This is a genomic window from Acinetobacter sp. WZC-1 (genome assembly GCF_052544965.1).
Genome location: NZ_CP199370.1, coordinates 1362127 through 1387774 on the forward strand (window position 1 = coordinate 1362127; position 25648 = coordinate 1387774).

General features: G+C 46.6%; 22 protein-coding genes. 9 read left to right on the plus strand and 13 right to left on the minus strand.

Annotation, left to right across the window (positions count from 1 at the left end; translation table 11 throughout):
• Window positions 1–63: 63 nt before the first annotated feature.
• The 8 genes from ACT6PV_RS06265 to ACT6PV_RS06300 all read right to left on the minus strand — a co-directional run bounded on the left by ACT6PV_RS06265 (window position 64) and on the right by ACT6PV_RS06300 (window position 7182).
• Window positions 64–765: a VIT1/CCC1 transporter family protein gene (locus tag ACT6PV_RS06265; protein WP_445117044.1), complete on the minus strand. Its 702-nt coding sequence runs from the start codon at window positions 763–765 to the stop codon at window positions 64–66.
• 167 nt (window positions 766–932) lie between these two features.
• Window positions 933–2330, minus strand: a complete 1398-nt coding sequence (purB, locus tag ACT6PV_RS06270) for an adenylosuccinate lyase (protein ID WP_445115571.1) — start codon at window positions 2328–2330, stop codon at window positions 933–935.
• Window positions 2331–2387: 57 nt separating this feature from the next.
• Complete coding sequence (gene hflD, locus ACT6PV_RS06275) at window positions 2388–3119, minus strand: high frequency lysogenization protein HflD (protein ID WP_445115572.1); 732 nt, start codon at window positions 3117–3119, stop codon at window positions 2388–2390.
• Between the two features lie 12 nt (window positions 3120–3131).
• Window positions 3132–4265 carry a tRNA 2-thiouridine(34) synthase MnmA gene (gene mnmA, locus ACT6PV_RS06280; RefSeq protein WP_445115573.1) on the minus strand — a complete coding sequence of 378 codons (1134 nt, stop codon included), beginning with the start codon at window positions 4263–4265 and terminating at the stop codon, window positions 3132–3134.
• 4 nt (window positions 4266–4269) lie between these two features.
• Window positions 4270–4755: an NUDIX hydrolase gene (locus tag ACT6PV_RS06285; protein ID WP_445115574.1), complete on the minus strand. Its 486-nt coding sequence runs from the start codon at window positions 4753–4755 to the stop codon at window positions 4270–4272.
• A 96-nt stretch (window positions 4756–4851) separates the two neighbouring features.
• A complete protein-coding gene (locus ACT6PV_RS06290) occupies window positions 4852–5400 on the minus strand; it encodes a gamma carbonic anhydrase family protein (RefSeq protein WP_445115575.1) in 549 nt (182 codons plus the stop codon).
• A 111-nt stretch (window positions 5401–5511) separates the two neighbouring features.
• Window positions 5512–6660: a D-alanyl-D-alanine carboxypeptidase PBP5/6 gene (gene dacC / locus ACT6PV_RS06295; protein ID WP_445115576.1), complete on the minus strand. Its 1149-nt coding sequence runs from the start codon at window positions 6658–6660 to the stop codon at window positions 5512–5514.
• Window positions 6661–6783: 123 nt separating this feature from the next.
• Window positions 6784–7182 (minus strand): MCR_0457 family protein, encoded by a 399-nt coding sequence (locus tag ACT6PV_RS06300; protein ID WP_445115577.1) that lies wholly within the window; start codon window positions 7180–7182, stop codon window positions 6784–6786.
• 386 nt (window positions 7183–7568) lie between these two features.
• Here ACT6PV_RS06300 and surE point away from each other — a divergent pair, with 386 nt between their 5' ends.
• The 3 genes from surE to ACT6PV_RS06315 all read left to right on the plus strand — a co-directional run bounded on the left by surE (window position 7569) and on the right by ACT6PV_RS06315 (window position 10332).
• Entirely contained in the window at window positions 7569–8348 is a 780-nt protein-coding gene (gene surE, locus ACT6PV_RS06305; protein ID WP_445115578.1) for a 5'/3'-nucleotidase SurE, read from the plus strand.
• 123 nt (window positions 8349–8471) lie between these two features.
• Window positions 8472–9305, plus strand: a complete 834-nt coding sequence (locus ACT6PV_RS06310) for a peptidoglycan DD-metalloendopeptidase family protein (RefSeq protein WP_445115579.1) — start codon at window positions 8472–8474, stop codon at window positions 9303–9305.
• A 94-nt stretch (window positions 9306–9399) separates the two neighbouring features.
• Window positions 9400–10332, plus strand: coding sequence for a LysR family transcriptional regulator (locus ACT6PV_RS06315; RefSeq protein ID WP_445115580.1), 933 nt, complete (start codon window positions 9400–9402; stop codon window positions 10330–10332).
• Between the two features lie 118 nt (window positions 10333–10450).
• On the opposite strand, the gene ACT6PV_RS06320 is transcribed toward ACT6PV_RS06315, so the two are convergent.
• Window positions 10451–11668 (minus strand): aspartate aminotransferase family protein, encoded by a 1218-nt coding sequence (locus ACT6PV_RS06320; protein WP_445115581.1) that lies wholly within the window; start codon window positions 11666–11668, stop codon window positions 10451–10453.
• A gap of 177 nt (window positions 11669–11845) precedes the next feature.
• Between ACT6PV_RS06320 and grxD the strand changes: the two genes are divergently transcribed.
• Window positions 11846–12187: a Grx4 family monothiol glutaredoxin gene (grxD, locus tag ACT6PV_RS06325; protein ID WP_445115582.1), complete on the plus strand. Its 342-nt coding sequence runs from the start codon at window positions 11846–11848 to the stop codon at window positions 12185–12187.
• A gap of 202 nt (window positions 12188–12389) precedes the next feature.
• On the opposite strand, the gene ACT6PV_RS06330 is transcribed toward grxD, so the two are convergent.
• Window positions 12390–14954, minus strand: a complete 2565-nt coding sequence (locus ACT6PV_RS06330; RefSeq protein ID WP_445115583.1) for a Lon protease family protein — start codon at window positions 14952–14954, stop codon at window positions 12390–12392.
• Window positions 14955–15135: 181 nt separating this feature from the next.
• Here ACT6PV_RS06330 and ACT6PV_RS06335 point away from each other — a divergent pair, with 181 nt between their 5' ends.
• The 4 genes from ACT6PV_RS06335 to rpmE all read left to right on the plus strand — a co-directional run bounded on the left by ACT6PV_RS06335 (window position 15136) and on the right by rpmE (window position 19397).
• Window positions 15136–17328: an AmpG family muropeptide MFS transporter gene (locus tag ACT6PV_RS06335; protein ID WP_445115584.1), complete on the plus strand. Its 2193-nt coding sequence runs from the start codon at window positions 15136–15138 to the stop codon at window positions 17326–17328.
• A 15-nt stretch (window positions 17329–17343) separates the two neighbouring features.
• Window positions 17344–17745: a lactoylglutathione lyase gene (gene gloA, locus ACT6PV_RS06340; protein WP_445115585.1), complete on the plus strand. Its 402-nt coding sequence runs from the start codon at window positions 17344–17346 to the stop codon at window positions 17743–17745.
• A 205-nt stretch (window positions 17746–17950) separates the two neighbouring features.
• Entirely contained in the window at window positions 17951–18937 is a 987-nt protein-coding gene (locus ACT6PV_RS06345) for a bile acid:sodium symporter family protein (RefSeq protein WP_445115586.1), read from the plus strand.
• A 232-nt stretch (window positions 18938–19169) separates the two neighbouring features.
• Window positions 19170–19397, plus strand: a complete 228-nt coding sequence (rpmE, locus tag ACT6PV_RS06350) for a 50S ribosomal protein L31 (RefSeq protein WP_445115587.1) — start codon at window positions 19170–19172, stop codon at window positions 19395–19397.
• Window positions 19398–19674: 277 nt separating this feature from the next.
• Here the strand turns inward: rpmE and ACT6PV_RS06355 are convergent, their stop codons facing one another.
• The 3 genes from ACT6PV_RS06355 to epmB are packed head-to-tail and all read right to left on the minus strand — an operon-like array spanning window position 19675 to window position 24597.
• Window positions 19675–21834 carry an EAL domain-containing protein gene (locus tag ACT6PV_RS06355; RefSeq protein ID WP_445115588.1) on the minus strand — a complete coding sequence of 720 codons (2160 nt, stop codon included), beginning with the start codon at window positions 21832–21834 and terminating at the stop codon, window positions 19675–19677.
• A complete protein-coding gene (locus tag ACT6PV_RS06360) occupies window positions 21816–23567 on the minus strand; it encodes a GTPase (RefSeq protein ID WP_445115589.1) in 1752 nt (583 codons plus the stop codon). Before ACT6PV_RS06360 ends, ACT6PV_RS06355 begins: the two co-directional genes overlap by 19 nt.
• A gap of 13 nt (window positions 23568–23580) precedes the next feature.
• A complete protein-coding gene (epmB, locus tag ACT6PV_RS06365) occupies window positions 23581–24597 on the minus strand; it encodes an EF-P beta-lysylation protein EpmB (protein WP_445115590.1) in 1017 nt (338 codons plus the stop codon).
• A 356-nt stretch (window positions 24598–24953) separates the two neighbouring features.
• Here epmB and efp point away from each other — a divergent pair, with 356 nt between their 5' ends.
• On the plus strand, window positions 24954–25523 hold the full coding sequence (efp, locus tag ACT6PV_RS06370; RefSeq protein ID WP_445115591.1) for an elongation factor P: 570 nt from the start codon (window positions 24954–24956) through the stop codon (window positions 25521–25523).
• Window positions 25524–25648 lie beyond the last annotated feature (125 nt).

Here is a 25648-nt window from a genome sequence, read left to right on the forward strand (position 1 = left end):
AACCTTTTTAACCTTTTTAACCTTTTTAGACTGGATGACTGAACATTGGCCTTCCTGGGGCATTTACAATGGGCTGACCTGAAACAGGGAGCCAATCCAGCTGGAAAATGCCATCGCCAGGATTCCCCATAGCGTCACTCTGACACTGCCTTTCAGTAAGGAAGTTCCGGCATAGTAACTGGACAACGCACCGAGAACGGCCAGTGAAATGATTCCTGTAATGAGCACAGTCAGTTGTAGCTGCTGTTCAGGGCTGATTAAAATTGCAAGCATGGGGCAGAGTGCGCCCAGGGAAAACGACAGGGCCGAAGAAAAAGCAGCCTGCAAGGGGCGTGCAGCCGTGATTTCATTAATTCCAATTTCATCGCGGGCATGAGCTTCCAGTGCATCCTTATGGGTCAGCTGGACAGCGACTTCATGGGCCAGTTCGGCGGTCAGACCACGCTGGATATAAATCTGAGTCAGTTCCTTTAATTCAAGTTGTGGATTGCGTTCCAGTTCACGTGCTTCAAATTTTAAATCGGCTTCTTCAATGTCCGATTGTGATTTGACGGAGATATATTCACCTGCGGCCATGGAGGTGGCACCGGAAATCAGGCCGGCAATACAGGTAATCAGCAGGGTATGTGTAGAAGCACCACTGGCGGCCATTCCCATGACTAAACTGGTGACTGAAATAATGCCATCATTTGCTCCCAGTACAGCTGCGCGTAGCCAGCCGGTTCTGTGAATATAATGTTGTTCTGTGTGCTGGGAATGCGGCATATTCATAATGTTCGGCTGCTATAGTCTTTTGATGATCAGCATAATGGAATTCAGGCGTATTGTCATAACGGATTTTATCAATTGTCCTGACCGATTTTATGATCTGCAGTAAATAAAAACGAAGCCGGAGCTTCGTTTTTATTCATGTTTTTTTGCACAGAATGATTTTAGATTTTAGTGATTTCAGCAATCAGTGCCTGAATCTGTCTAGCCTGTTCAGTGGCATTGCCCGTATAGGTGGCAGGGGTCAGCTCCGCCAGGCGTACCCGATCAGCGGCAGGAACCTGTGCCAGTTCAGGACCATTGACAAAATCCACCATCATGTCACGTGTCATGGCCTGACCACGGGTCAGTGCCTTCAGTTTCTCGTAGGGTTTTTCGACGTTATAACGACGCATGACTGTCTGAATCGGCTCTGCCAGCACTTCCTGGGCATGATCCAGATCTTCTGCAATACGGGTCGCATTCAGTTCAAGTTTACCAATTCCCTTTGAGCAGGCTTCAAAGGCGATTAAACTCTGTGCAAAACCAACGCCCATATTCCGCAGTACAGTTGAATCGGTTAAATCACGCTGCCAGCGGGACACTGGCAGTTTTTCGCCCAGATGCGCCAGTATTGCATTGGCAATGCCCAGGTTGCCTTCCGAGTTTTCAAAATCAATCGGGTTGACTTTGTGTGGCATGGTGGAAGAACCGACTTCACCATCCTTGAGTTTCTGCTTGAAGAAACCCAGCGAAATATAACCCCATACATCACGGTTAAAGTCGATCAGAATGGTATTGAAGCGGCGTAGCGCATCAAACAGTTCCGCCATGTAGTCATGTGGTTCTATCTGGGTGGTATAGGGGTTAAAGCTCAGCCCCAGTGATTCCACAAAGGCCTGAGCGTGTACCGGCCAGTCAATTTCAGGATAAGCAGACAGGTGGGCGTTGTAGTTACCGACGGCACCATTGATTTTGCCCAGTAATTCAACCTGATTAAACTGTCTGATCTGACGTGCCAGACGATAGGCCACATTGGCCATTTCCTTACCCAGTGTGGTTGGGCTTGCCGTCTGACCATGCGTACGTGACAGCATGGGCTGATCGGCATGTGTTTCTGCCAGTCTGACGAGTGAGTCAATAATCTGTTGCATGGCAGTCAGCAGGACTTCACGGCCATTTTTCAGCATTAAGGCATGTGACAGGTTATTAATGTCTTCCGATGTACAGGCGAAATGGATGAATTCACCAGCATTTTTTAATTCATCAATGTGGGCAATTTTCTCTTTCAGGAAATATTCAACGGCTTTGACGTCATGGTTGGTGGTCCGCTCAATTTCCTTGATCCGTTCTGCATCCGTTTCTGTAAAATCCGTCACAATGGCGTTCAGGGCTGAATCGGTTGCAGCAGAGAAGGGTGGAACTTCAGTAATTTCAGGACGGTTGGCCAGTGCCTGCAACCAGCGCACTTCAACTGTCACACGGGCATGGATCAGGCCAAACTCAGAGAGGTAGGGGCGTAGTGCATCACATTTGGCTGCATAGCGTCCATCGAGTGGGGAAAGTGCGGTTAAAGTGTTCATAAAGATTCCCTGGATTCTGAAATTAAACCGAAAAAACGAAAGGGGTGCATGCCGGGTCTAAACCGTAAGATACTGTAAACGGGCAAGGTCCTGAATATCCTGCAGCAGTTTGCGTTTACTGAACATCATATTCCATGAACTGCCACCGAGCTGACGCCATACATGTGCAAACTGTAAACCGGTAAATAAGCAGGCCCGAATCCGGTTGGTATGTGCCGCATCCTTAAATGCTTCTGCACTGCCACGCACCAGAATCCGGGGAGTAATCTGACCGGCTGTGTCCACATAGGTCTGGGCCAGATTGGCCAGAATACTGGGATGCAGATAATCATGATCAAAAAATGACAACTGTTTGAGGATGGCCTGCTGAGATTTTTCAATCAATTTTACATATTCAGGCTGGCTGTAGACTTTCTTTTCAAGTGCAAGCAGCGACATGGCATAGGACATAGGCAATTTTGCACTGGATAATCTGGGAATTCTGGATTTTGGGGAAGTGGTAAATGGCTGGCTGATACTGCTTTCCAGGGTTCTCAGGCCCAGTGAAATATCTGTGGGCTGACTGAAAAAATCCAGGATGCAGCAGGGCGTATTGTTGGCCGCACGGATATTCAGACTGGCTTTAATGAGCTGTTCAAAATAGAAATTACCGCTTTCACCGATACTCTGTCGCCCTGACATGGCTGTCATATGGGTCAGCTGAGCGGCCTGGAATACGGCTGCCAGCGCCAGCGCACGGTTCTGGCGCTGATTCAAAGTATGAGGCTGTTGAAAGGGTTGCTCAACCATGCCTGATTTCCTTTAAATAAAATCGGGTGTCGGCGCATTGGTATGATGAATGACACCACCGCCCAGACACATTTCATTTGCATAGAACACAACACTCTGACCCGGTGTTACAGCTCTTTGCGGTTCTTTGAATACTGCACGAACGCCATTGGGCACAGTGTCATCCCTGAAAATGGTACAGTACTGGTCAGTCTGACGATAGCGGGTTTTTGCGGTACAGTGCAGGCCTGAGTCAGGAATATCCTGCTCCCCGGCCACCCAGTCAATGGCTTCACTCCACAAAATGGTACTGAGCATGAGTGGATGTTCATGCCCCTGTCCAATCACTAGGCGATTGCCCTCGATATCCTTGTGCAGAACGAACCAGGCACCTTCTTCGGCCCCCTTCATGCCACCAACACCAATACCGCCACGCTGACCGAGCGTATAGTACATTAAGCCGTGATGTTCACCAACCTCTTTTCCTGAATCAAGCACAATTTTACCAGGCTGGGCTGGCAGGTATTGTTTCAGAAAATCGTTGAAGCGGCGTTCACCAATAAAACAGATCCCGGTGGAATCTTTTTTTCTGGCAGTCGCCAGATCCAGCTGTTCCGCAATTCTCCGCACCTGTGGTTTTTCAATTTCGCCTACAGGAAACAGGGTTTTGTTAATTTCACGACCATGTACCGCATGCAGGAAATAAGTCTGATCCTTGTTGTTGTCCAGACCCCGCAACAAGGGAGCATACTGCTCACCCCGGGAATTGGTCCGGCTTTCACCACGGCGGGCATAATGCCCCGTCGCAATGAAGTCTGCACCCAGCTGTACGGCATGGTCCAGGAATGCACGGAATTTAATTTCCTTATTGCACAGAATGTCCGGATTAGGTGTACGACCGGCAGCATATTCGGCCAGGAAGTGTTCAAAAACCCGATCCCAGTATTCCATGGCAAAATTGGCTGTATGCAGTCTGATTCCGATTTTGTCACAGACTGCCTGCGCATCGGCCAGGTCTTCCATTGCCGTGCAGTATTCCGTGCCGTCATCTTCTTCCCAGTTTTTCATGAAAAGTCCTTCAACCTGGTAACCCTGTTGAAGAAGCAGTGCAGCAGAAACAGATGAATCAACACCACCAGACATACCGACGATGACACGTTGTTGCATAGGATCAGGCATCCAGATTTGAATTGAAAGGGAGGTTCTGGTGCTCATAAATGAGCGAAAGCGGGTGACTTTGACCGGACTGGGCATCCTGTACGGCTCTGAGCACCAGCGGGCTGCGGGCACGGGCGGTATCACGCAGCTCTTCCGGACTCATCCACACCGGACCGACAATGCCTGTATCCAGGAGTGCATCGGGATCATAGCTGCTGATCTGTGCCCGGAAACAAAAACGATAATAGGTCTGTGCCGGGAACATGGGAGGCGTGTAGCTATAGATGCCGATCAGTGTATCGATCTGTACGGTATAACCGGTTTCCTCCAGTGTTTCACGGATGGCTGCCTCAGTCAGCGTCTCACCGGATTCAACATGTCCGGCTGGCTGATTGAATACCGTATGTACCACACCTTCAGTCTGTTCTTCTACAAACAGAAATTTTCCGTCTTTTTCAACGACGGTGGCGACAGTTACATGAGGAGTCCAGGCGGTCATAAAAAGCACCATGCTAAAAGGCGTATTCTACAAAATTTAACGCTTGCTGGCTATGTCGATATTTACAGTTGTACACATCACCAGGGCAGAACAGAGTTATCCGGTAGTCTGATGCATTTTATGGTGATTCATCACCTTGACATAATGCCTCGCCGAATAAGACAAAAATTCCTTTTCCTTATCGGTCAGGGGGCGGATTTTCTGTACAGGACTGCCCACATACAGATAACCACTTTCCAGTCGCTTGCGTGGCGGGACCAGGCTGCCCGCGCCAATCATGACATCATCTTCAATAATGGCATCGTCCAGTACTACGGTATTGATGCCAATCAGAACCCGGTCACCGATGCGACAGCCATGTAGATTAACATGGTGGCCAATGGTGACATCCTCGCCAATTACCAGCGGTGAACCATCCGGTCTGGCCTCATTTTTGTGACTGACATGCAGCATGCAGTGATCCTGGACATTGCTGTTTTTGCCAATCCGGATACTGTTGACATCACCACGGATCACGGCAAAAGGCCATACTGATACATTTTCAGCGAGGCTGACATCACCAATAACGACTGACATATCATCAATATAACAGTTTGAAGAAATTTCAGGAGAGTGTTCCAGGTAGGGACGGATATTGTTGTTCATAAGTCAGCGGTATCATGGGAAATAACAACGATTATAAATAAAAAAGCATCCAGATCGCGAAGATATGAATGCTTTGTTGCTGTTTTAACGGGTCGTCGTTTAAGGCGCCAGTCAGAACAGATTACTGAAGAATAATTTGATGTGATCAATCATACGTGAGAAGAAATTGCCTTCTTCCACTGCCTTCAGGGCCACCAGTGGTTTTTCTGCAATCACTTTACCATTCAGGGTGGCGGTCAGTTTACCCACCACCTGGCCCCGTTGCAGGGGTGCATTCAGATTTGGCTGAAGGGTCAGCTGGGTCTTAATGGCATTGGCCTGACCTTTTGGCATGGTGACATTGAAGTTTTCAGCCAGACCGGTTTCGACTTCATTCTCTTTACCAAAATAAACTCTGGTTCTGGCCAGTACCCGATTGGCAGGTTGCAGGCTGACAGTCTCAAAGTTTGAATAACCCCAGGCCAGCAGGGAACGGGTCTGATTGGCACGATCATTCATGGATGAGGCACCAAAAATGACCGAAATCAACCGCATTGGCCCGCGTTTGGAAGATGTAGTCAGACAGAAACCTGCTTCGCTGGTATGACCTGTTTTCAGGCCATCGACACTTGGGTCGGTATACAGCAGCGCATTGCGGTTACCCTGTTTAATCCCATTAAAGGTAAATTCCTTTTCAGAGTAAATCGGGTAATATTTTGAACTGTCATGAATGATATGTCTGGCCAGGGTTGCCATATCCTTTGCTGTGGAATAATGGCCGTCTGCCGGCATACCGGTGGCATTGATAAAATGCGTATTGGTCATACCCAGGCGTTTTGCTTCCTGATTCATGCTGTGCGCAAAGGTGCCTTCATTGCCTGAAATATGTTCAGCCATGGCTTTGGAGGCATCATTACCCGACTGGACAATAATACCACGCAGCATTTCAAGAACCGTTGCCGTACCGTTTAAAGGAACATACATGCAGGACTCTGAACTGCTGCCCCGACACCATGCAGACTCATTCATACGGACCTTTTCACCTTCGGTCAATTCGCCTTTCAGCAGTTTTTGCTCAATGATGAAACTGGTCATCATTTTGGTCATGGAGGCAGGCGCCAGCTTCTCATCTTCATTTTTTGCAGCAAGGATCTGGCCTGTTTCATAATCCATCAGCACATAAGATTTATTATTTAATTCCGGCGGTGTGGACAGGACTGTTGCTGCATAAGACAATGACGGTAACAGCAGCAGGGCAGCAAAGGCACTTTTTCGGGTCATTCTGGGTCGTTCCAATCTTGGTATGGCTGAATATTGGTATAAGTCAGGCATTTTAGGACAAAGCCTGGCCGACTTCCATGCAGGAAGAGGGCTTATTTCTTACTGAATTGTAACTGACTTATTTTATGAATGGTAATTGCTGACATCACTGCATACGGCAAGGTTTCCTTTATCGCCGGCTTTTTTTGCATCCTGGCGGGCTTCATTCAGTACTTTTTTGAAGCTGGCCTGTTTGCTTAGGTTGATCAGTGCTGCCTCCGGATGCTGTTCATCCGGCAGATAATCCTTCACCAGGCGGCTGTAGCCCTGATCAAATTTCTGGTCTTTTTTTACCAGTGAAGGGCAGATTTCAGACAACACATAAATGGCTGCCAATTCTTCCTGGGTCACCTGTTGCTGGGTAACTTCAATATTTTCATCATGTTTTTGTGCTTTTTTGTCTGCAGCAAAGGCCTGAGGCATGAATGTCATAGTGGAAGCAAGAATTCCGACTGTAAGCAATTTGATGAAATTTGAATGCATAATTGACCTGAGTAATTTAACTTGATGATTTGATAGGATAAAGAAATTTGATGTGAATAACATAGAGGAAATGTATTGATGATGTAGGCCAATTGGCCAGCCTGCATGTCGTATGGTCTGGCTGATGTTGTTGATGTGGGCAACCATTGTGTCTGATCCGGCAGTTTTCAACTATTTTTATATTGGGTAAGTGTTGTTTGGTTTTGTAATGACAATGATTGTGCATTGGAATGATATTAAGAAAACTTTCATAATGAAATGCATGAGTGCGCATTATTTCTTTATCAAAAGCTGCTATAAATACGGACTGCGTGGCCTGGCGTGTTATTACCGGTTTGAGTCCACAATGATTTTATAACTGATTTTATGATGACTCAGGAATATATGTGAATATTTTGGTTGCTAATGATGATGGTGTGTTTGCACCGGGGATCCAGGCGCTGGCAAAAGCATTGCAGCCATTGGGACGAGTGGTTGTGGTTGCTCCCGAAAGTGAACGAAGCGGTTATTCCAGTGCCCTGACACTGGATCGGCCATTGAGACCGATTCAGATTGCACCGGATATGTGGGCGATCAATGGTACCCCGGCAGACTGTGTTTATCTGTCCATGAACGGTCTGTTTGATTTTGAGTTTGATCTGGTGGTCAGTGGCATTAACAGTGGCGCTAACCTGGGGGATGATGTGTTGTATTCGGGAACGATCGGTGCAGCATTTGAGGGGCGGCTGATGAAGCAGGCGGCTATAGCGGTTTCACTGGCAGGCAGTGATGTACGGTCCTATGAAAGTCCTGAAAGTTATGAACTGGCAGCACAATGGGTGCATGATTTTATTGCGGGTGGTTTGCCGCAGCTTCCGCCCAGACATATTTTTAATATTAATATTCCGGATGTTGCTGAAATAAAAGGTGCGCAGATTACCTATCAGGGACGCCGGATGCAATCCAAACCCATCAGCAGTCATGTCGACCCAAGAGGACGGCAAATGTACTGGATTGGTCTGTCCGGGGAAGCCGTGACAGAACCCCGGGAAAATATGACGGATATTCAGTCAGATTTTTTTGCCATTGCCAATGGTTTTGTCAGTATCACGCCCATTCAGATGGATGCAACCAATTACGGTATTTTAAAAAGCCTGCGATCCTGGCTGTATGAAACAGAGCAATGAACCTGGCGCAAATGTTATAAGTTTGTGAAAAAGCAAAATTAAATGGGAAAAGTGTTTTCTTTATTTGCTAATCTTAGTGCAGTCAATGAAATTTCAATATGTAGATGTTAAAGAGGGAAGTCAATGTTTCTGGTTCGATCACAGAACGCCATCCATATACCCAGGGGATGGATCAATACGATTTTATGGTCAGCTGTTGTGACATCCATCCTGATCATTACAGGCTGTGCATCAAAACCCCAGATTAATAATCCTGTACGCTATGCCAATGCGCCTGAGTATTACACTGTGCGTTCAGGGGATCATCTCAGTGGCATTGCAGCACGTTATGGTCTGGATTATGTCAGTATTGCTGAAATGAATGATATTGCACCACCGTATCGTATCTATGTTAATCAATCGCTGCGTCTGAAAAAATCAGGAAGCTATAGCAGCAACCGCTCAACAACCAAAGCGCTGACAGGGTCAGAATCACAGATTAAGCGGCAGACCATTCAGTTGCCGACCGGTCAGCCACAACCTGCTGTAACGCCGTCCACGACAGCTCCTGCTGTTGCAACAGCTCCGGTTACGCCAGTGCAGTCAACAGCCTTACGCTGGGTAAAACCGTCCAATGGTCCGATTATTGCGGGTTTTAGCCCGAACAGTAATGTCAAAGGGACCCGTTTTGGCGGCAATCCGGGTGATCCGATTTTTGCTGCAGCAGACGGACAGGTGGTTTATGCGGCAGATGGTTTGAAAGAATATGGTAACCTGGTCTTGATTAAACACATCGATGGGTATATCACTGCATATGCACATAGTAGTAAAATGCTGGTGAAGAGCGGAGAAAACGTTACAGCAGGGCAAAAAATTGCAGAGTTGGGTTCCACAGGTGCCAATCGGACCATGCTCGAATTTCAGGTACGGCTCAATGGGAAACCGATTGACCCTGCAAGCATTCTGCCTGTTAATTAAAATATTTTATGCAAATACGTATTTCTTCGTATAAAATACAATGGGTTGTTTTTATCTTAAAAGCAAGGTAATGCATAATTTCAGAGGGAAATTTATGTTAGATCAACTTCGGGCAATGGGTGTATTTGCTTGTGTCGTTGAAAAAAGTTCATTCAGTGGTGCCGCCCGAGACCTGGGCATTACCACCAGCGCTGTAAGTCAGCAGGTTCGTTCGCTGGAACAGGATATGGAAGTCACGCTTCTGCACCGTTCCACACGAAAACTCAGTCTGACGGAAGCAGGACAGGCTTTTTTCTATAGTTGCCGGGAAATGCTGGCAGCAGCAGAGCGTGGGAAAATCCGAATCAATGAATTGAGGGATGACCTAGTCGGTGATTTACGCATTGCCACGACTCCGGAACTGGGAGCAACACATATTGTTCCTGCGTTGTCACACTGGATGGCCGCACACCGTGGATTAACTGTTTATCTTGAAGCGGATTATCAGTTTATTGATCTGATCCAGGAACGGATTGATATTGCAATACGCATGTATGCCAATCCTGAAGAGGCCAGCCATTTAACCTGCTTGCCATTGGCTCAGGTGGATCAGGTACTGGTGGCATCACCGAGTTATTTAAACCAGACCGCACCGATTTCACGTCCTGAAGATTTGGTCAATCATGACCTGATTCCAATCAATATCATGAAAAACTATCAGCAGTTTTCTTTCCGTCATCGGACCACCGGTGAAGAAATTGGATTGGAAATGAACAGTCGTGTGCAGTCCAACAATGTGTTTGTGACTAAATCACTGTGTCAGCATGGTCATGGTATTGCCCGGATTCTTTATCTGGATGTACAGAAAGAGCTGATGAATGGTACGCTGGTTGAAGTATTGCCAGAGTGGAAGTTACCGGTCTTTCATTTACAGGCCATGATTTTAAATCGTGAACAGCAGCCGATGAAAATTAACCGCTGTCTGGATGCATTAAAGCAGTATTTCGGTCATTTACCTAATGGCAGAATCTATAAACAGGCTTCTTAGCATCATCAGTATTCAGCCGGGATCTGATTCTGAATACTGACTGAATCATATACAAACAGTACAGAAAGCAAAAAGCCGCATTATGCGGCTTTTTGTATATCGGATGGTTAGAAGCTGTTTATGAAGCATTTAAAAAGTTTCTGATCACAGGCAGCAGGCGCTGCAGTAAATCATCTGCCTGTTGCTGGTTCATGTTCAGGGCAGGTAATAAGCGAATGACATTTGCCGAGGTGACATTGATAATTAAATGCTGTTCGTCCCGTGCAATATTGACCAGTTCAGCACAGTCTTTCGGTAGTTCAATACCGATCATCATGCCGAAACCACGGACAATAACCTGCTGGTCTGCCAGTTGGCTGCGTAATTGCTCAGCCAGCCAGGCGCCGATTTTTGCCGCATTGGCCATGATATTTTCTTTCTGGATCAGATCAATCACGGTATAGACCACACGTGAACCCAATGCAGTGCCGCTGTAGGTGGAGCCATGACTGCCGGCAGTGAGTACACCCACAGCACGGCCCTGGGTCATGACGGCACCAATCGGGAAACCATTGCCCAATCCTTTGGCGGTGGTGACTACATCGGGAATGATGTCAGTATGCTGGTAGGCGAAATATTTACCGGTACGGCCATTGCCGGTCTGAATTTCATCCAGCATCATCAGCCAGTTGTGCTGATTGCAGATGCGGCGGATGTCTTCCAGATAGCCAAAACCCTGTGATGCCGTATTGACGCCCCCTTCACCCTGAATAGGTTCAATCAGAATGGCAACAATATCAGGATGATGCAGTGCAGCCTCTTCAATGGCTTCAATGTCGCCAAAAGGGACGCGGATAAAGCCTTCCACCAATGGTGCAAAGCCTTCCTGAACTTTTTTGTTGCCAGTTGCAGAAAGTGTGGCCAGGGTGCGGCCATGAAAAGCCTGGTCGGCAACAATGATTCTGGGAGTACTCACGCCCTGCATATGGCCAAATTTACGGGCAATTTTAATGGCGCCTTCATTGGATTCTGCACCACTGTTTGAAAAATAAACTTCTTCCATGCCTGACACTTCGGCCAGTTTCTGTGCTGCGGCTGTCTGCCAGGGAATTTCATAAATATTACTGGTATGAATCAGGGTTGAAGCCTGATCAGCAATGGTTTCCGCCAGTACCGGGTGTGCATGACCCAGGCCACAGACGGCAATACCGGTCAGTGCATCCAGATATTCGGTCCCGTCTTCTGTGTACAGATAAGAACCCCGGCCTCGGACAAAGCTGATCGGCTGACGGCTGAATACAGGCATCAAATGCGTGGGTTGATCAGTTTTTATCGGAGCGAGGTTGAGGTTGTTCATAACGAACCCTTATCTGTCAGTGGGAAATGAGAAAGTTTATATAAGCAAAATTTGAGGCATATTGAAAGTCCCAGTGCATATTAAAAATCGATTGAACCGCGATTGATTTAGCAGGTAGGGCATATTTTTTATGGTGGATTCAGGTATAATGCAGGCAGATGAGTTGAGGATTTTTTAATGACTGAACAAGTACGTGATACAGAAGCGTTAATCCGGGATCAGATTGCCAGACATGCAGTCCTGCTTTATATGAAAGGAACGCCGCAATTTCCACAGTGTGGTTTTTCTGCACGTGCAGTAGAGGCACTTAGCCAGATTGGTCGTCCATTTGCCTATGTCAATATTCTGGAGAATCAGGATATTCGTACAACTTTACCACAGATTGCCAACTGGCCAACATTCCCGCAATTATGGATCAATGGTGAGTTGATCGGCGGTAGTGACATTATGCTGGAAATGTTTCAGAAGGGCGAGTTGAAATCGCTGGTGGAGCAGTACAGTCCTGCACCGGAAGCTTAATCGCTGACAAATGAGAAATGAAAAAGCACCCGGATCCGGGTGCTTTTTTTCAGGATGTGGAATATGGCAGATCCTGAATCAGGCTGACAGGATTCATCTTTTTAACGTTTATTTTTTCTGGATGCCTTTTTTATTGTCTTCATCGTCAGTGTTTTATTTGCAGTTCGTGTCGGGGCTGGATTTTTTTCAGCAGCTTCTGCTTTTACCGCTTGCTCTGATTTTTCACTTTTTTCTTTTTGGCAGCTTTCTTAGTGGCCGGCTGTTCCTGCTCTGAGCCGTCTTCAATGGCCTGCCAGTATTCAAGCTGTTGCATGACTGCATCATAAATCGAGCCTTTGCTGTAGCGTCCTTTGCTGTTCAGACTGCCCACCGGGCGGGCCATTAGAATTTCCAGTGCCTGGTCAATGGTTTCTATGGCGTGAATATGAAATTTCCCATCGGTCACAGCGTCAATGACATCCTGCCTGAGCATTAGATGCTGCATGTTCTGACGGGGAATGATGACGCCCTGTCTGCCTGAGAAGCCCTGTAGTTTACAGGCGTCAAAAAAGCCTTCAATTTTGGCATTGACTCCGCCAATTGGCTGTACCTGACCCAGCTGGTTCATCGAACCGGTAATTGCCCAGGATTGATCAATCGGCAGTTGTGAAATGGCAGAAATCAAGGCGGAAAGCTCGGCAACGGTGGCACTGTCACCATCCACCTGACCATAGCTTTGTTCAAAGGCCAGTGCGGCGGAGAAATGCAGAATTTGCTCACGCCCAAAATGTGCCTTTAAAAAGCTGGACATCAGCAGAACACCTTTGGCATGCAATGAACCGCCCAGTTCCACACTGCGTTCGATATCGAGAATATCACCGCCACCCTGATAGACTGATGCAGTCAGACGCGAAGGCAGGCCAAATTCCACGTCGGCATAGTGAATCACGGACAGGGCATTGATCTGACCTAAGCGGTGCCCCCGGGTTTCAATCAGCTGGGTCCCGCGGGAAAGATCCTGCCAGTACAGCTCCCGTAAATATCCCAATCGATACTGGCGATGTTTAAGTGCGGTATTAATGTGCTGCTCGGTAACCATTTTATGCCCGGCCTGTACCGCATGATAATGAGACTCACGAATCAGATCACCCAGTGTCAGCGCATGCAGGGAAAGTGAACTCTGGTCCTCTGCCTGACGACTGGAATCCGTCAGCAATGCCGCCAGTGCGGTACGATCAAAGGGCAGCAATTTATCCTGTTGCACATAGTCAGCGATAAGCTGCATATAAGCTTGTTCATTATTGTCATTACGTTGTAATGTGTCGGTAAAATCTGCGCGGATTTTAAAAACACTGCCCAACTCAGGTTCAACTTCCAGAATTTCATAATAAATTTCAGGTTCGGCAAGCAGCACGACTTTTAAATTCAGTGGAATTGACGCAGGCTCTATGGAAATACTGCCAGTCAGGGTCAGCATGTGTTCCAGGGAAGACAGTCGCAACTGGCCGGATTTCAGCGCACGTTTCAGACCCTGCCAGGCATAGGGCTGTTCAAGCAGCTGTTCTGCTTCCAGAATCAGAAAGCCGCCATTGGCACGGTGCAGTGATCCTGGCCGGATTAAGGTGAAGTCCGTGGTGATGGTTCCGTTATGCGTCAGTTGTTCCACATGTCCCAACAGGTTGTAATGAGTCGGGAAATCCTCAAAAATGACGGGTGCGCCGCTGCCGGGTTTGTTATTGACTACAATATTGGCCTGATAGCGGGAAGGTATACGACTGAATAATGCCGGAGAGAATTCTTCTTCTTCCTGGTTCAGGATCATTTCAACATTATCAATGATATCGGTTGCATACAGTCGCAGATATTGCTCAAGCCCCTGAACTTCTTTGTGTTTGTTTAAAATCAGATTGAGGCGGGGCGTAACGACCTGTTTGGCAATATCCCGATTCAACTCAGACACCTGATCCCGGGCGTCATCTTCCAGATTGCCCAGTTGCAGGCCAAGCCGTTCCAGCTTCTTGTCCATATAACGGATGTTGGATGCAATCTCTGCCCGCTGTCGGGTATTCAGGGCATTGATTTCTTCCTGGGTCATTTCCTGAATTTTGTCATTGATGAAATGCGTGGGAACAAAACAATGCTCATCATTGCGGTTAATCAGTTTCAGGTCCAATTGCTCACCCTCACGGGTCAGTTCGACCAGCGCCTGTTGCTGTTCTTCACCGGTGATCTGGCGAATTCGTTCAATCCGGTTGTGATAGGTTTCTGCACTGAAACGTCTTTCAAGTTGTTTTAAAATGGTTTGCCAGGCCTGGTGCAGCTGGGTCTGGAATTTCGTTCCCTGACCGGCTGGAAAATGCAGGGCAATTGGCTGACGGGCATGCTTGAAATTATTGACATAGACCCAATCATCCGGTGTTGCCATGTTTTTGGCATGTTGTTGCAGTAAACGCTTGATCATTGTACGTTTACCCAGGCCTGAGGTCCCGACTGCAAAAATGTTGTAACCCGAGTAAGGCAGGGCAATACCGGCCTCTACAGAGGCCCGGGCACGGTCCTGACCCAGAAAATTATTCAGCGGCTTAATTCTGCGGGTTGAGGACGGAATGGTGGATGCGTCGGGTACATGGGTCAGTTGTTCCGGCTGCAGCCGGGTCTGGATCAGCGTATTCTGAATATTTGACTGATCAAATACGGAAGGAAGGTGTTCATTTTTTTCTATATTCGGTGTAATTGTGGTGGTATTGGATAAAGCACCAGCGGTGATTTGATCGTGTCTTTGAGTCACAGGTGAAATCCAGGGCAGAATACGGTTGAAAAGTTAAAGGTATACAGGTTTGGGGGGAAATATCAAGTTTACTTGCAGAAAATATCGGCAATTTTAAGTGCGGATTTGGTAAAAAACGTTGCAAACAATGTGTATTAAGCGTTTGAATAGCATTATTTCATTTTATAGAAAATAACAGGTTATGACTACACATACAACTGACCGGACTGTGACGCAGCCCAAAGGGTGGTTATCTGCTTTTAAGTCATTTTTAGACCGCCGTGCCGTTATTATGCTGTTCCTCGGTTTTTCAGCCGGGATCCCTATTTTACTGATTTTTTCCAGTCTGTCCTTATGGTTGGGTGAGGCCGGGATTGATAAAAGTGCTGTGACTTTTTTCAGTTGGGCGGCGCTGGGTTATTCCTTTAAATTTGTATGGGCACCGCTGATTGATGAGCTCCCGGTTCCTGTACTGACAAAAAGTCTGGGGCGTCGTCGGGCCTGGTTACTGATTGCACAGTGTCTGATTATTTGTGCCATCTGTATTATGGCATTTTCAGATCCATCGCTTGGCCAGGGGTATCTGATTCAGATGGCTGCCGGTGCAGTCCTGCTGGGGTTCTCAGCGGCCACACAGGATATTGTGATTGATGCTTATCGGATTGAACTGGCTGAAACAGAAATGCAGACCATTCTGGCATCCACCTATAATGCCGGCTATCGGATCGGGATGATCATTGCCGGTGCGGGCGCATTATTTCTGGCAGCATCATTGGGGACAGCCAAAGGCAATTATATTTACGAGGCATGGAAATATACCTATCTGGCGATGGCTGCAGTTATGCTGGTGGGCATCATCACCACACTGGTGATTCGTGAGCCACAGGTTGATCGCATCTATAAGCAGTATCAGCGCAGCGATTATTATCGGCTGGTTGCTGTATTTTTTGTCGCTGTCAGCGGTTTTGTTGTGAGTTATATTTTCTCAGGAAACTTAACCGAAGCTTTAAGTCAGGCACTGGAGATTAAAGACAGTTTTTTATTATTCTGCCTTGAAGCGGTCAGATTTATTGGATCAGGTGCTGTTGCATTAAGTGTTGGTTATGCACTTGTTCAACTGGGTGCAGTCAATAAGCAGATGGCTGTTGAAACCTGGATAGCACCGATTGCAGATTTTTTTAAGCGCTATGGGCTGAAACTGGCATTGGTATTGCTGCTGCTCATTGGTTTTTACCGTATTTCTGACATTATTGCCGGGGTTATTTCCAATGTCTTTTATCAGGATTTAAACTTCAGCAAGGAGCAGATTGCAGAAGCCGTCAAAATTTATGGGGTGGTGTTCAGCCTGGTCGGGGGCTTTCTGGGTGGTTTGCTGGCACAGCGCATGAACATTATGAAATTAATGTTTGTCGGTGCAGTACTGGCCAGCTCAACCAATTTAATCTTTATTGGGCTGGTTAAATCAGGACAGTCCTTATCTGATGTACAGATTCAGGTGGGTACACAGCAATATAGCGTTCAGAGCGATGAAGTCGGATATTTTAAGCTTCAGGTGCCTGCCCGCATTCTGGCTGAAACAGATCATATACAGGTTCAGGCTGGGTTTGTACAGGATCCACAGGCGATGAAACAGGTGAATCTGCCTTATCTGAAACAGTCTGGACATGCACAGATGTTATTATTGCCGATCTCTCAGGACAATCAGTTATCCGGTGAAGAGTTGAAGCAGAATGTGGTGGTTAAGGGACAATTGAATGGTGTGGCTCTCTCTCATCTGAAACATAAGGACCAGGCCATTGTCTATACGCTGGATGCCGGGGAATACCCTGTAAAGATTGATGACCAGGGAGCTTTCAGTGGTGTTATTGACGGTAAATTGCTGGCAAATGCGCAGCATAAGGTGATTGGCATTAAGGCAATTGATTCGGGCTTAAGTGCGGCAGCAGCCAGTGCTCACCTGGCATATCGGGTCAATCCAGCCGATACCGCACAGGTGGACCATTTATCCATTGATGTGGACCCGATTGCTCCGGTCAACCCTCAGGCAGGCGATAATATTGAGATTTCGGGTAAAGTCATTAAGCCATACAGTTCAAACTGGTTGTATTTTGCCATCGTTGTCGACAATCTGGCTTCAGGGCTTGCCGGTGCCGCCTTTATTGCTTTTCTATCCAGTTTAACCAGTGTTTCCTTTACTGCTGTGCAATATGCTATTTTCAGTTCCCTGATGACTTTGACACCGAAAATACTGGGTGGATATTCAGGGACCATTGTCAGTAATATTGGCTATCCGAAGTTTTTCTTAATGACGACGCTGATCGGAATCCCGATTTTAATTCTGGTGGTGTGGGTGGCAAAATTATTAAGTGAACATCAGAAACAGACTCAAAAGTGAAAAAGGTAAATAGCTATGCGCATGTTACATACCATGTTACGGGTAGGTAATCTGGAACAATCATTAAAGTTCTATACTGAAGTGCTCGGCATGACACTGCTTCGCAAACGCGATTATGAACAGGGCCGTTTTACCCTGGCATTTGTGGGGTATGGCGATGAAAAGCAGCATACCGTTCTGGAGTTGACTCATAACTGGGATACTTCATCTTATGAAATGGGCAATGCCTATGGCCATATTGCCATTGGGGTGGATGATGCTTATCAGGCCTGTGAAGAGATCAGGTCAAGGGGTGGCAAGGTAGTCAGGGAAGCCGGCCCCATGAAGGGTGGTGTTACCGTGATTGCCTTTGTTGAAGATCCGGATGGTTATAAAATTGAATTGATTCAGCAGGATCAGCATGCACGAAACAATTAGATCAGGCTATTATTGCGGTGTTTAAACCCGTCAGCCCGTATGTGAGCTGAATACAGTTGAATTGACCCCGGCCCAGCCGGATTTATTTGCCATGGGGTAAATGAATTCTGTTGGGCTTTCCAATGGTGGATAACCACCCACAGCATAACCCACAGAACCAGCCAACGGCAGCAGTCACCAGCGGCAGAACCACAGGATGTTGAAGATGAAACTATTGAAGTCACTGGCGCTGGACCGGTTTACGCTATTGCTGATCAGCACGGTGATACTCGCAAGCCTGTTTCCCATTTATGGCCGGGCTGCCGACATTTTTGGGGTGGTGACCACCATTGCCATTGTGATCCTGTTTTTTTTACATGGTGCAAAGTTATCAAGAGAAGCCATCATTGAGGGTATCCTGCACTGGAAATTACACAGTGTGGTGTTTGCTTTGACTTTTGTGGTTTTCCCGATGCTGGGATTACTGGCCCGGCCGCTTCTGTTGCCCTTGCTGGGACAACAATTGTACTGGGGATTTCTATTTCTGTGTTTTCTGCCATCTACAGTACAGTCGTCCATTGCATTTACGTCCATTGCCCGGGGGAATGTGGCTGCGGCGGTATGCAGTGCATCATTTTCCAATATGGCGGGTATGCTGATCAGCCCGATTCTGGTCAGTCTGTTTATTTTTGGGCAAGCCCGACATGAATATGATGTTACATCTTCCATCATTGAAATTGTCATGCTGCTGCTGGTTCCGTTTGTTGCCGGTCAGCTGCTTCGTCGCTATATATTTCCCTATATGCAGAGAATGCCGGCGCTGGTGAAGGTTTTTGATCAGGGCAGTATTCTGATGGTGGTATACGGTGCATTCAGTGGTGCTGTGGTGGCCGGGCTATGGCAGCAGGTACATGGTCTGACCCTGTTTTATTTAATACTGGCCTGTTCGGGATTGTTAACCATTATCATGTTACTGGCACTGTATATTCCCAGATGGATGGGTTTTAACCGGGCCGATCAGATTGCAATATTCTTTTGTGGTTCAAAGAAAACCCTGGCCAGTGGTGTGCCCATGGCACAGATTCTATTTGCAGGACAGCCCATGGGGATGATTGTCCTGCCGATTATGATTTTCCATCAGATTCAGCTGATGGTGTGTGGGGTGATTGCCGCTCATTGGGCCAGGCGGCAGGATACAGATACAGACCAGTAATATGGCTGGAATTATTCGCATATTGCAGCAGTTTAGCGTATAATACTGCTCACTTGTTGTGCTTAGCCCTGACGGAAGCCGTCTCGGTGGGCCAAAAGAAATGGTCTGTTGTGGTGTTGATCTGCTGATTACGTTTATCCGTTGGGTAACTGATTAGCCCTTGCCTCAGATATATCTGAGAGTGATCAATTGCGATGACAGCAAAACCTTTCTTAACTTAGGAGAATCGACCATGCGCGCCGATATTCACCCAAAATATGAAACACTCGTTGCAACCTGCTCATGTGGTAACGTTATTGAAACCCGTTCTGCAATGGGTAAGGAAACACTTTACCTTGACGTGTGTTCAGCCTGTCATCCATTCTATACCGGTAAACAGAAGAACGTGGATACGGGTGGCCGTATTGACAAATTCAAACAGCGTTTTGCAGGAATGTCCCGTTCAATTAAACGTGACTGATCATGTCATGCAAAAGAAAAAAAACGGGCATTTGCCCGTTTTTTTATGGATATATGGGTGAAGATTTTTTGTGTCGAAGGGGGTCGGCAGTGATGAGCACAGTTGTCCTCCGATCCGTAGCTTTTAACTCACCACCATCCTCAACTCATCATTGTTCCTGGATTATTTGCTGAACGAATGCGATTCATACCGATACAGTATCAGTGCTGTTTGTGGCCCCGGAGCAAATTATGGGTGCGGATCCAGGACGCCGTCGGGAGCCATAATTCACAGCTTCTTACTGATCCTGTACGTCGGTTAAATGATCCAGTTTTTTCTGGAAATATTCTCCTGTCAGAAAACGTGCGTCCACATTCCAGGCATTTGCAAATGAGTTCATGTCATTTAAATTCCGCAGTAATAGTTCAACCGGTCGGATGGCATGGTAGCTTTCCACCAGTTCCTGGAGTTGTGGAATGGCGGTTTCCTGATGCAGCATCTGGGTATATTTTTCGTCCAGTGCCAGGTAGGAAATATCAATTTGTCTGAGAATAGCGTCACTGGAAATGGTGGAACCAAAGTTGCGCAATGCGATTTCAGCGCCATGCGTGCGGATCAGGGCAAGCTGTTTCTGAGACTCGGCCAGATTCCGGGCAATATCTTCTTCGTCAAACTGTAGAATCAGTGGATGTGAAAGCCGACTGCCGACAATGGTAATCAGCTTGGACACCAGCTCCGGGAACTGTTTATCCTTAAATAAAATATGCCGGTTTAAATTGACAATTAATTTTGCTTCCGGATACTGACTGATGAAGTTATGCAGTTGTTTACAGGCTTCAACCAAAATCCAGCGATCCAGTTGAATGGACAATTCAACATCTTCATCCAGTTCCACCAGGCCGCAGGTTTTTTTCCACTGGTTTTCATAAATAAAACCACTGGTCACTTCATAGCTATAGAGTTCGGTATCTTTTTTATCATACAGCTGCTGATATTTAAGATGAATTTCACCTTTTTTAAGTTTTTGCTGAATCTGCAGCAGAACAGGAGATTCATGAATGACAGGTTCGGTATTCAGTATTGGCTCAGGCGCATTCTGTTGTGACATCGTGGCCTGGATCTGCTGATCCGGCAGCAGCTCAATCCTGGTTTCCTGGAGGGTTGCCTCAAGTTGCCGGTCAGACGCAGTTTCACGTTTTGGCAGTGGGGTGTTGTAGGCCTGTGCCAGAATCTGCTCAAAACCGGCTTCTGTAAAGCTATGGGTGTCAAACAGGCTATATCCGAGTTTCAGCTGGAGGGGAAAGGTGCGGGCATGTACCGTCAGTAATTGTGGTTTTTCCAATGCAGCCAGGCCGGAAATCCGTGATTCAAGACTGGACACGGATTCTGCCTGTAACAATACGGCATACAGGGCAGTATCCAGTCGGAATGGAAGATGACTGGTCTGGGCCTGAATGAAGTCTCTCAGATGATAGAAATAGGCTTTACTGGTGTCCCAGTTCAGATGCAGGATTTCATCCGGGCAACTGGCCAGGCTGAACAGAACCAGCGCATTTGCCCTGGCGGGTTGCTGCATCAGGCCACGATGAATTTTCTGATAAGGTGATTCATCGGTATGTGTCGCATGATTCTTCCCGGGGGTAGGATCAGGGGTCGTGGAAGGTGTTTCAATGGTGATCTGAATGGTGTCATCTTCAGCTGAGGGTAAAAACTCAATTTTGAGTGGGTTTTTAAAACCGGCCTGGACGTTCTGGCTGTCCATTTCAAAACGGGAAAATTCAAATTGTCCCTGACTGATTTTTTTAAACCGGGTTTTGAAATCATTGACATCATTGGGTTGCAGAATATCCAGGATGGGCAGGCCAATGATCTCTTCTTCGCTGCTCAGGCCGAACAGTTTCAGATATTCTGCGTTGGCCTGGGTATGAATGCCTTCCTGAAGCGTGGCGATGGCTTTATTCTGTTCATGGACCAGCGCCTGTGCCTGGTTTTTTGCATAATCCAGATCATTCAGTAAATGAAACTGGGCCTGAAGCAGCCGGCTATAGGACAAGGCCCGGATTAAACCGGCATAGAAGGATTCTGCAGCTGCCGGGTCAACCACATCATACACACCCTTATGGATATAACGTGGATACTGTTCCGCCTGATAATCCTCCGGTCTGAGCAGCAGGACAGGAATATCGATCTGCGATGAAGCCTGGATCAGGGTAATGGCCTGTTCAATTTTCAGGTCATAGGCCTGTCCAAAGATAATGATATCCCAGCAGATATTCAGTTGTTTTTCGAAACTGGCTAAATCATCCAGCAGGGTTGCTTGGACCAGGTGCTTCTGAGTTTGAAATATTTCAAGAATTTTATTATATCGGATTTGGTTATCATCAATCACCAGTAGCCTGGTTTCTGATAGCTTTAGTTTTCGGGATAATAATAAATTTCTCACTTCAAGGCTTCCCATACGTCCTGATTGTTTAAATCGGTTGTTTGTTGATGAATAAATTGATCAATTAACGTCTGTTGCTCATCATTCAACAATTCAAAACTGAGTTGTATAAAGCTCTGAGTGATTAACAGTGTCCTGATCAGATGGATTTTAATGTCCTGATCGGCCAGGCGGAGATGGACTGCCTGCTGTTCTTTGAAAAAAGGTAAATTCGGCAGAATCAGTGAGGTGTTGATACTGTCCAGCTGCTGGGTTTGTAACAGCAGACACGGGTGATAGTTTATATTTGCCCGGTCAGTTGTTACCCTGACAGCGCAGGGATAGATATCCTGAGCCAGAATTTCGACCCCCAGTTCATAGGTTTTATGGATTGACTGTTTAATCCATCGGATAATGGCACCCTTCCACTTGTTCTGCATGGTTTCATTGACCAGGATGAATTCGCCGGTCCGCAGACTTTTCGGGGCTTCATTTGCCCAGCGGACCCGATAACCATTAATACTGATATCGAGGACCTGGGTCTGATAAATCTGTCTGGCTTCACGGTCCAGCATCCGGATATTCCGGGTGTTTTCAGCGTCATGATTGCCGGCAATATTCGACTGCACGTTTGATTCAGACTGGAAACTGTAATTATTTTTGAGGTGCAGGGTTTCATAAAAATTTCGCGCTCTGGACAAATAAAAATGCGCCGTGAGTAGACTGAAACAGACCTGCAATTGTGCAGAATATTCATAACGTTCATGTTTACGCTCACTGCTGGTTCCCAGTACATTCTGAACGTGAAATTTCAGGGCAGCTGATAAATGAATTTTTTCATTACGGGACAGATAGGCAGAATCCTTTTGAATGGTGCTATTGATGTGTTCCAGCAGACTCTGAGTCGAAATATACAGATTACTGTGCAGGTTGCTGTGCTGTCTGCGGTTGTAAATGGGTGGATAATCCTGGCTGGTATCTACAATATAGCGGGATAATGTGGTTTCACGGGGCAATACCTGAATCATTTTTGCCCAGTCAAAACTGCACTGGTACAATGCCTGAATTTCAGAAGGCCGGATCTGATGAGTATTGAAAATATCCAGCAGAAGTACCTGGGCGTAGGCCTGCAGAATATTCTGAACAACGTGATGAGTTCCCTGCAACTGATTGACATTAATTAAAAATTCATCATTTTTTACGGCCAGGTCAAACAGGTGATGCGTGGTATGCCATTGGTTGGCCAGTGCGTTGCTATACAGCATTTGCTGTTGTATCAGTAACAAGCCTAACTGTTGCAGAGCATAATAACTGGCCAGGGTGCGTGCGGTTTTCAGATTTTTTTTATGGTTGAATTTCAGAAATGAAAACTTCTGGTTGCTGAGCTGCTGATGACTGCGATGGACAATATTGATATAGATACTGGCAAAATAAGTACGCAGCCGGGTGGTGAGTTCTATAATGTGTTCATTGCGATCGGAGTGAAAAAGCCCCTGATTAATAAAATGCTTTTCCAGGCTTGCCAGTACATTTTCCACAAAGGGGTGCAGCACCTGGATCAGGTCAAACCTGAGCGTTTCACTGCATTGCAACTCTGAAATCTCATAAATTGCCTTGAATACAGATTCGGAAGTATCCCCCAGTTGCATAATGGATAAAGAAGAAGCCCAGCTGTTCATGGCCTGAACAGTGGCTTCTGAAAAACTCAGCCGATCCCTTTTCAGCACCGTGGGAGACTGGAAAATTTCTGAGATTTCTTTATTTATCATTTGTTGTTGAACTCTAAAAGGTTGAAACTCCATACAGCGGTGTCTTGTTTTTTTCGCCTGCGATTTCCCGGACCAGTCTGGGCACCAGATAACCGGGTAAAGCGGCCAGCATTTGCTTGTAAATGTCATCAATCTGATCAGCCTGCAGATCAAAATGATGCGCACCCTTAACCTTATCCAGTACATGCAGATAGTAGGGCATGACCTGCGCTTCAAAAAGCCGGTGGCTGAGTTCGGTCAGCACCCGGGCAGAATCATTGACCCCTTTCAATAGAACAGACTGATTCAGCACCAGGATATTCTGCTGTGCCAACTGTCTGAGTTGTGCACAGGTGAGATCATCCAGTTCGGCAGGATGGTTTGAGTGTACCACCAGAATTATGCGTAGCCTACTGTTTTTCAATAAGGAAACCAGCTCTTCGTCGAGTCGGTTCGGGATGACAATCGGGACACGTGAATGAATTCTCAGAATTTTAATCTGACTGAGGGATTCCAGGCGTTTCACCCACAGGCTCAGTCGGGCATTTGACAGGGTCAGGGGATCACCGCCACTGAGAATGATCTCGTTAACCGCAGGATGACTGAGTAAATAGTGCTGGATGTCCGGCCAGTCATTATTTCTGGGCTGGTTCTGCTGGTAGGGAAAGTGACGGCGGAAACAATAACGGCAATGGACGGCACAGGCACCGGTCAGGGTCAGTAAAAAGCGGGATGTGTATTTATGTAAAACACCGGGTAGCTGACTGGCGGCTTCTTCCGCCAGTGGATCTGTGACAAAACCTTCGTGTTCCTCAAGTTCCAGATGATGAGGCAAAACCTGTAACAGCAATGGGTCCAGGGGATTGCCCGGAACCATTCTGCTGACAAATGCATGTGGCACACGCAGTCTGAACTGTTCGGAGGCGAGCAGAGCGCCCGATAATAGCTGGTCCGGTGACAGCTGCAGCCGTTGCAGTAAGTCCTGTGGGTCGGTAATCAGATCATTGAGTTGTGATTGCCAGTTTTGCTCTTGGTATAAATAGTTTATCATGCCGGGTGTTAAAATAAGGATGGTTAAGGGTCTAAAGACATTCATACAGCCTTGTATTGCGAAGCTGAAATGCTCGCAGTTGCTGAGATTTCTGCACATGATGCCGTGTTTGTACATATCCCGGAAAAGATGCGTCTGTATCAGATTTCACTGAGAACAATGCAGGGAATTTTACCTGTAATATGACGGCACAGGGATATTTTTTCATTGCTTCGTCAGCTGTTGCTCATTTAGAATGCTGAATATCCGCATATCAGTCTGCATCATCAGAAATATTCATGGTCGTATTGTTTATGAATTATCGATAGACGCTTTGCATGAATAGATTAAGTTAGTAAGTTTGGAGCACGCCTTTCATGGCCAATTATTCTACAAATGACTTTAAGCAGGGTCTTAAAGTAATGCTTGATGGCAACCCATGTTCAATCATGGAAAACGAATATGTAAAACCGGGTAAGGGTCAGGCATTTAACCGGGTCAAACTGCGTAACCTGAAAACCGGTAAAGTACTGGAAAAAACATTCAAATCCAATGAAACCCTGGAAGGGGCTGACATTGTTGAAGTTGAAATGGACTATCTGTACAACGACGGCGAACTGTGGAATTTTATGGACCCGGAAAGCTTTGAACAAATTGCTGCCGATAAAATCGCCATGGGCGATGCTGCCAAATGGTTAAAAGACGATTCCAATGAAAAATGCACCATCATGTTATTTAATGGTGTGCCATTGACCGTCAGTGCGCCTAACTTTGTGGTCCTGAAAATTGTGGAAACTGATCCGGGTGTCCGTGGTGATACTTCAGGTGGCGGTGGTAAGCCTGCAAAACTTGAAACCGGTGCTGTAGTTCGTGTGCCATTATTTGTACAGCAGGAAGAAAGTGTGCGTGTGGATACCCGTACCGGGGAATATTTAGAACGTGCATAATGCGGCATAAATAGACTATGATCGAGGGGATGATGAAAATCATCCCTTTTTTATGCCAGTTTTTTTATGCCAAAGTATTAGATGAAAACAACAACATAAGGAGTAAAGTCTAGAGCATAGCGTCA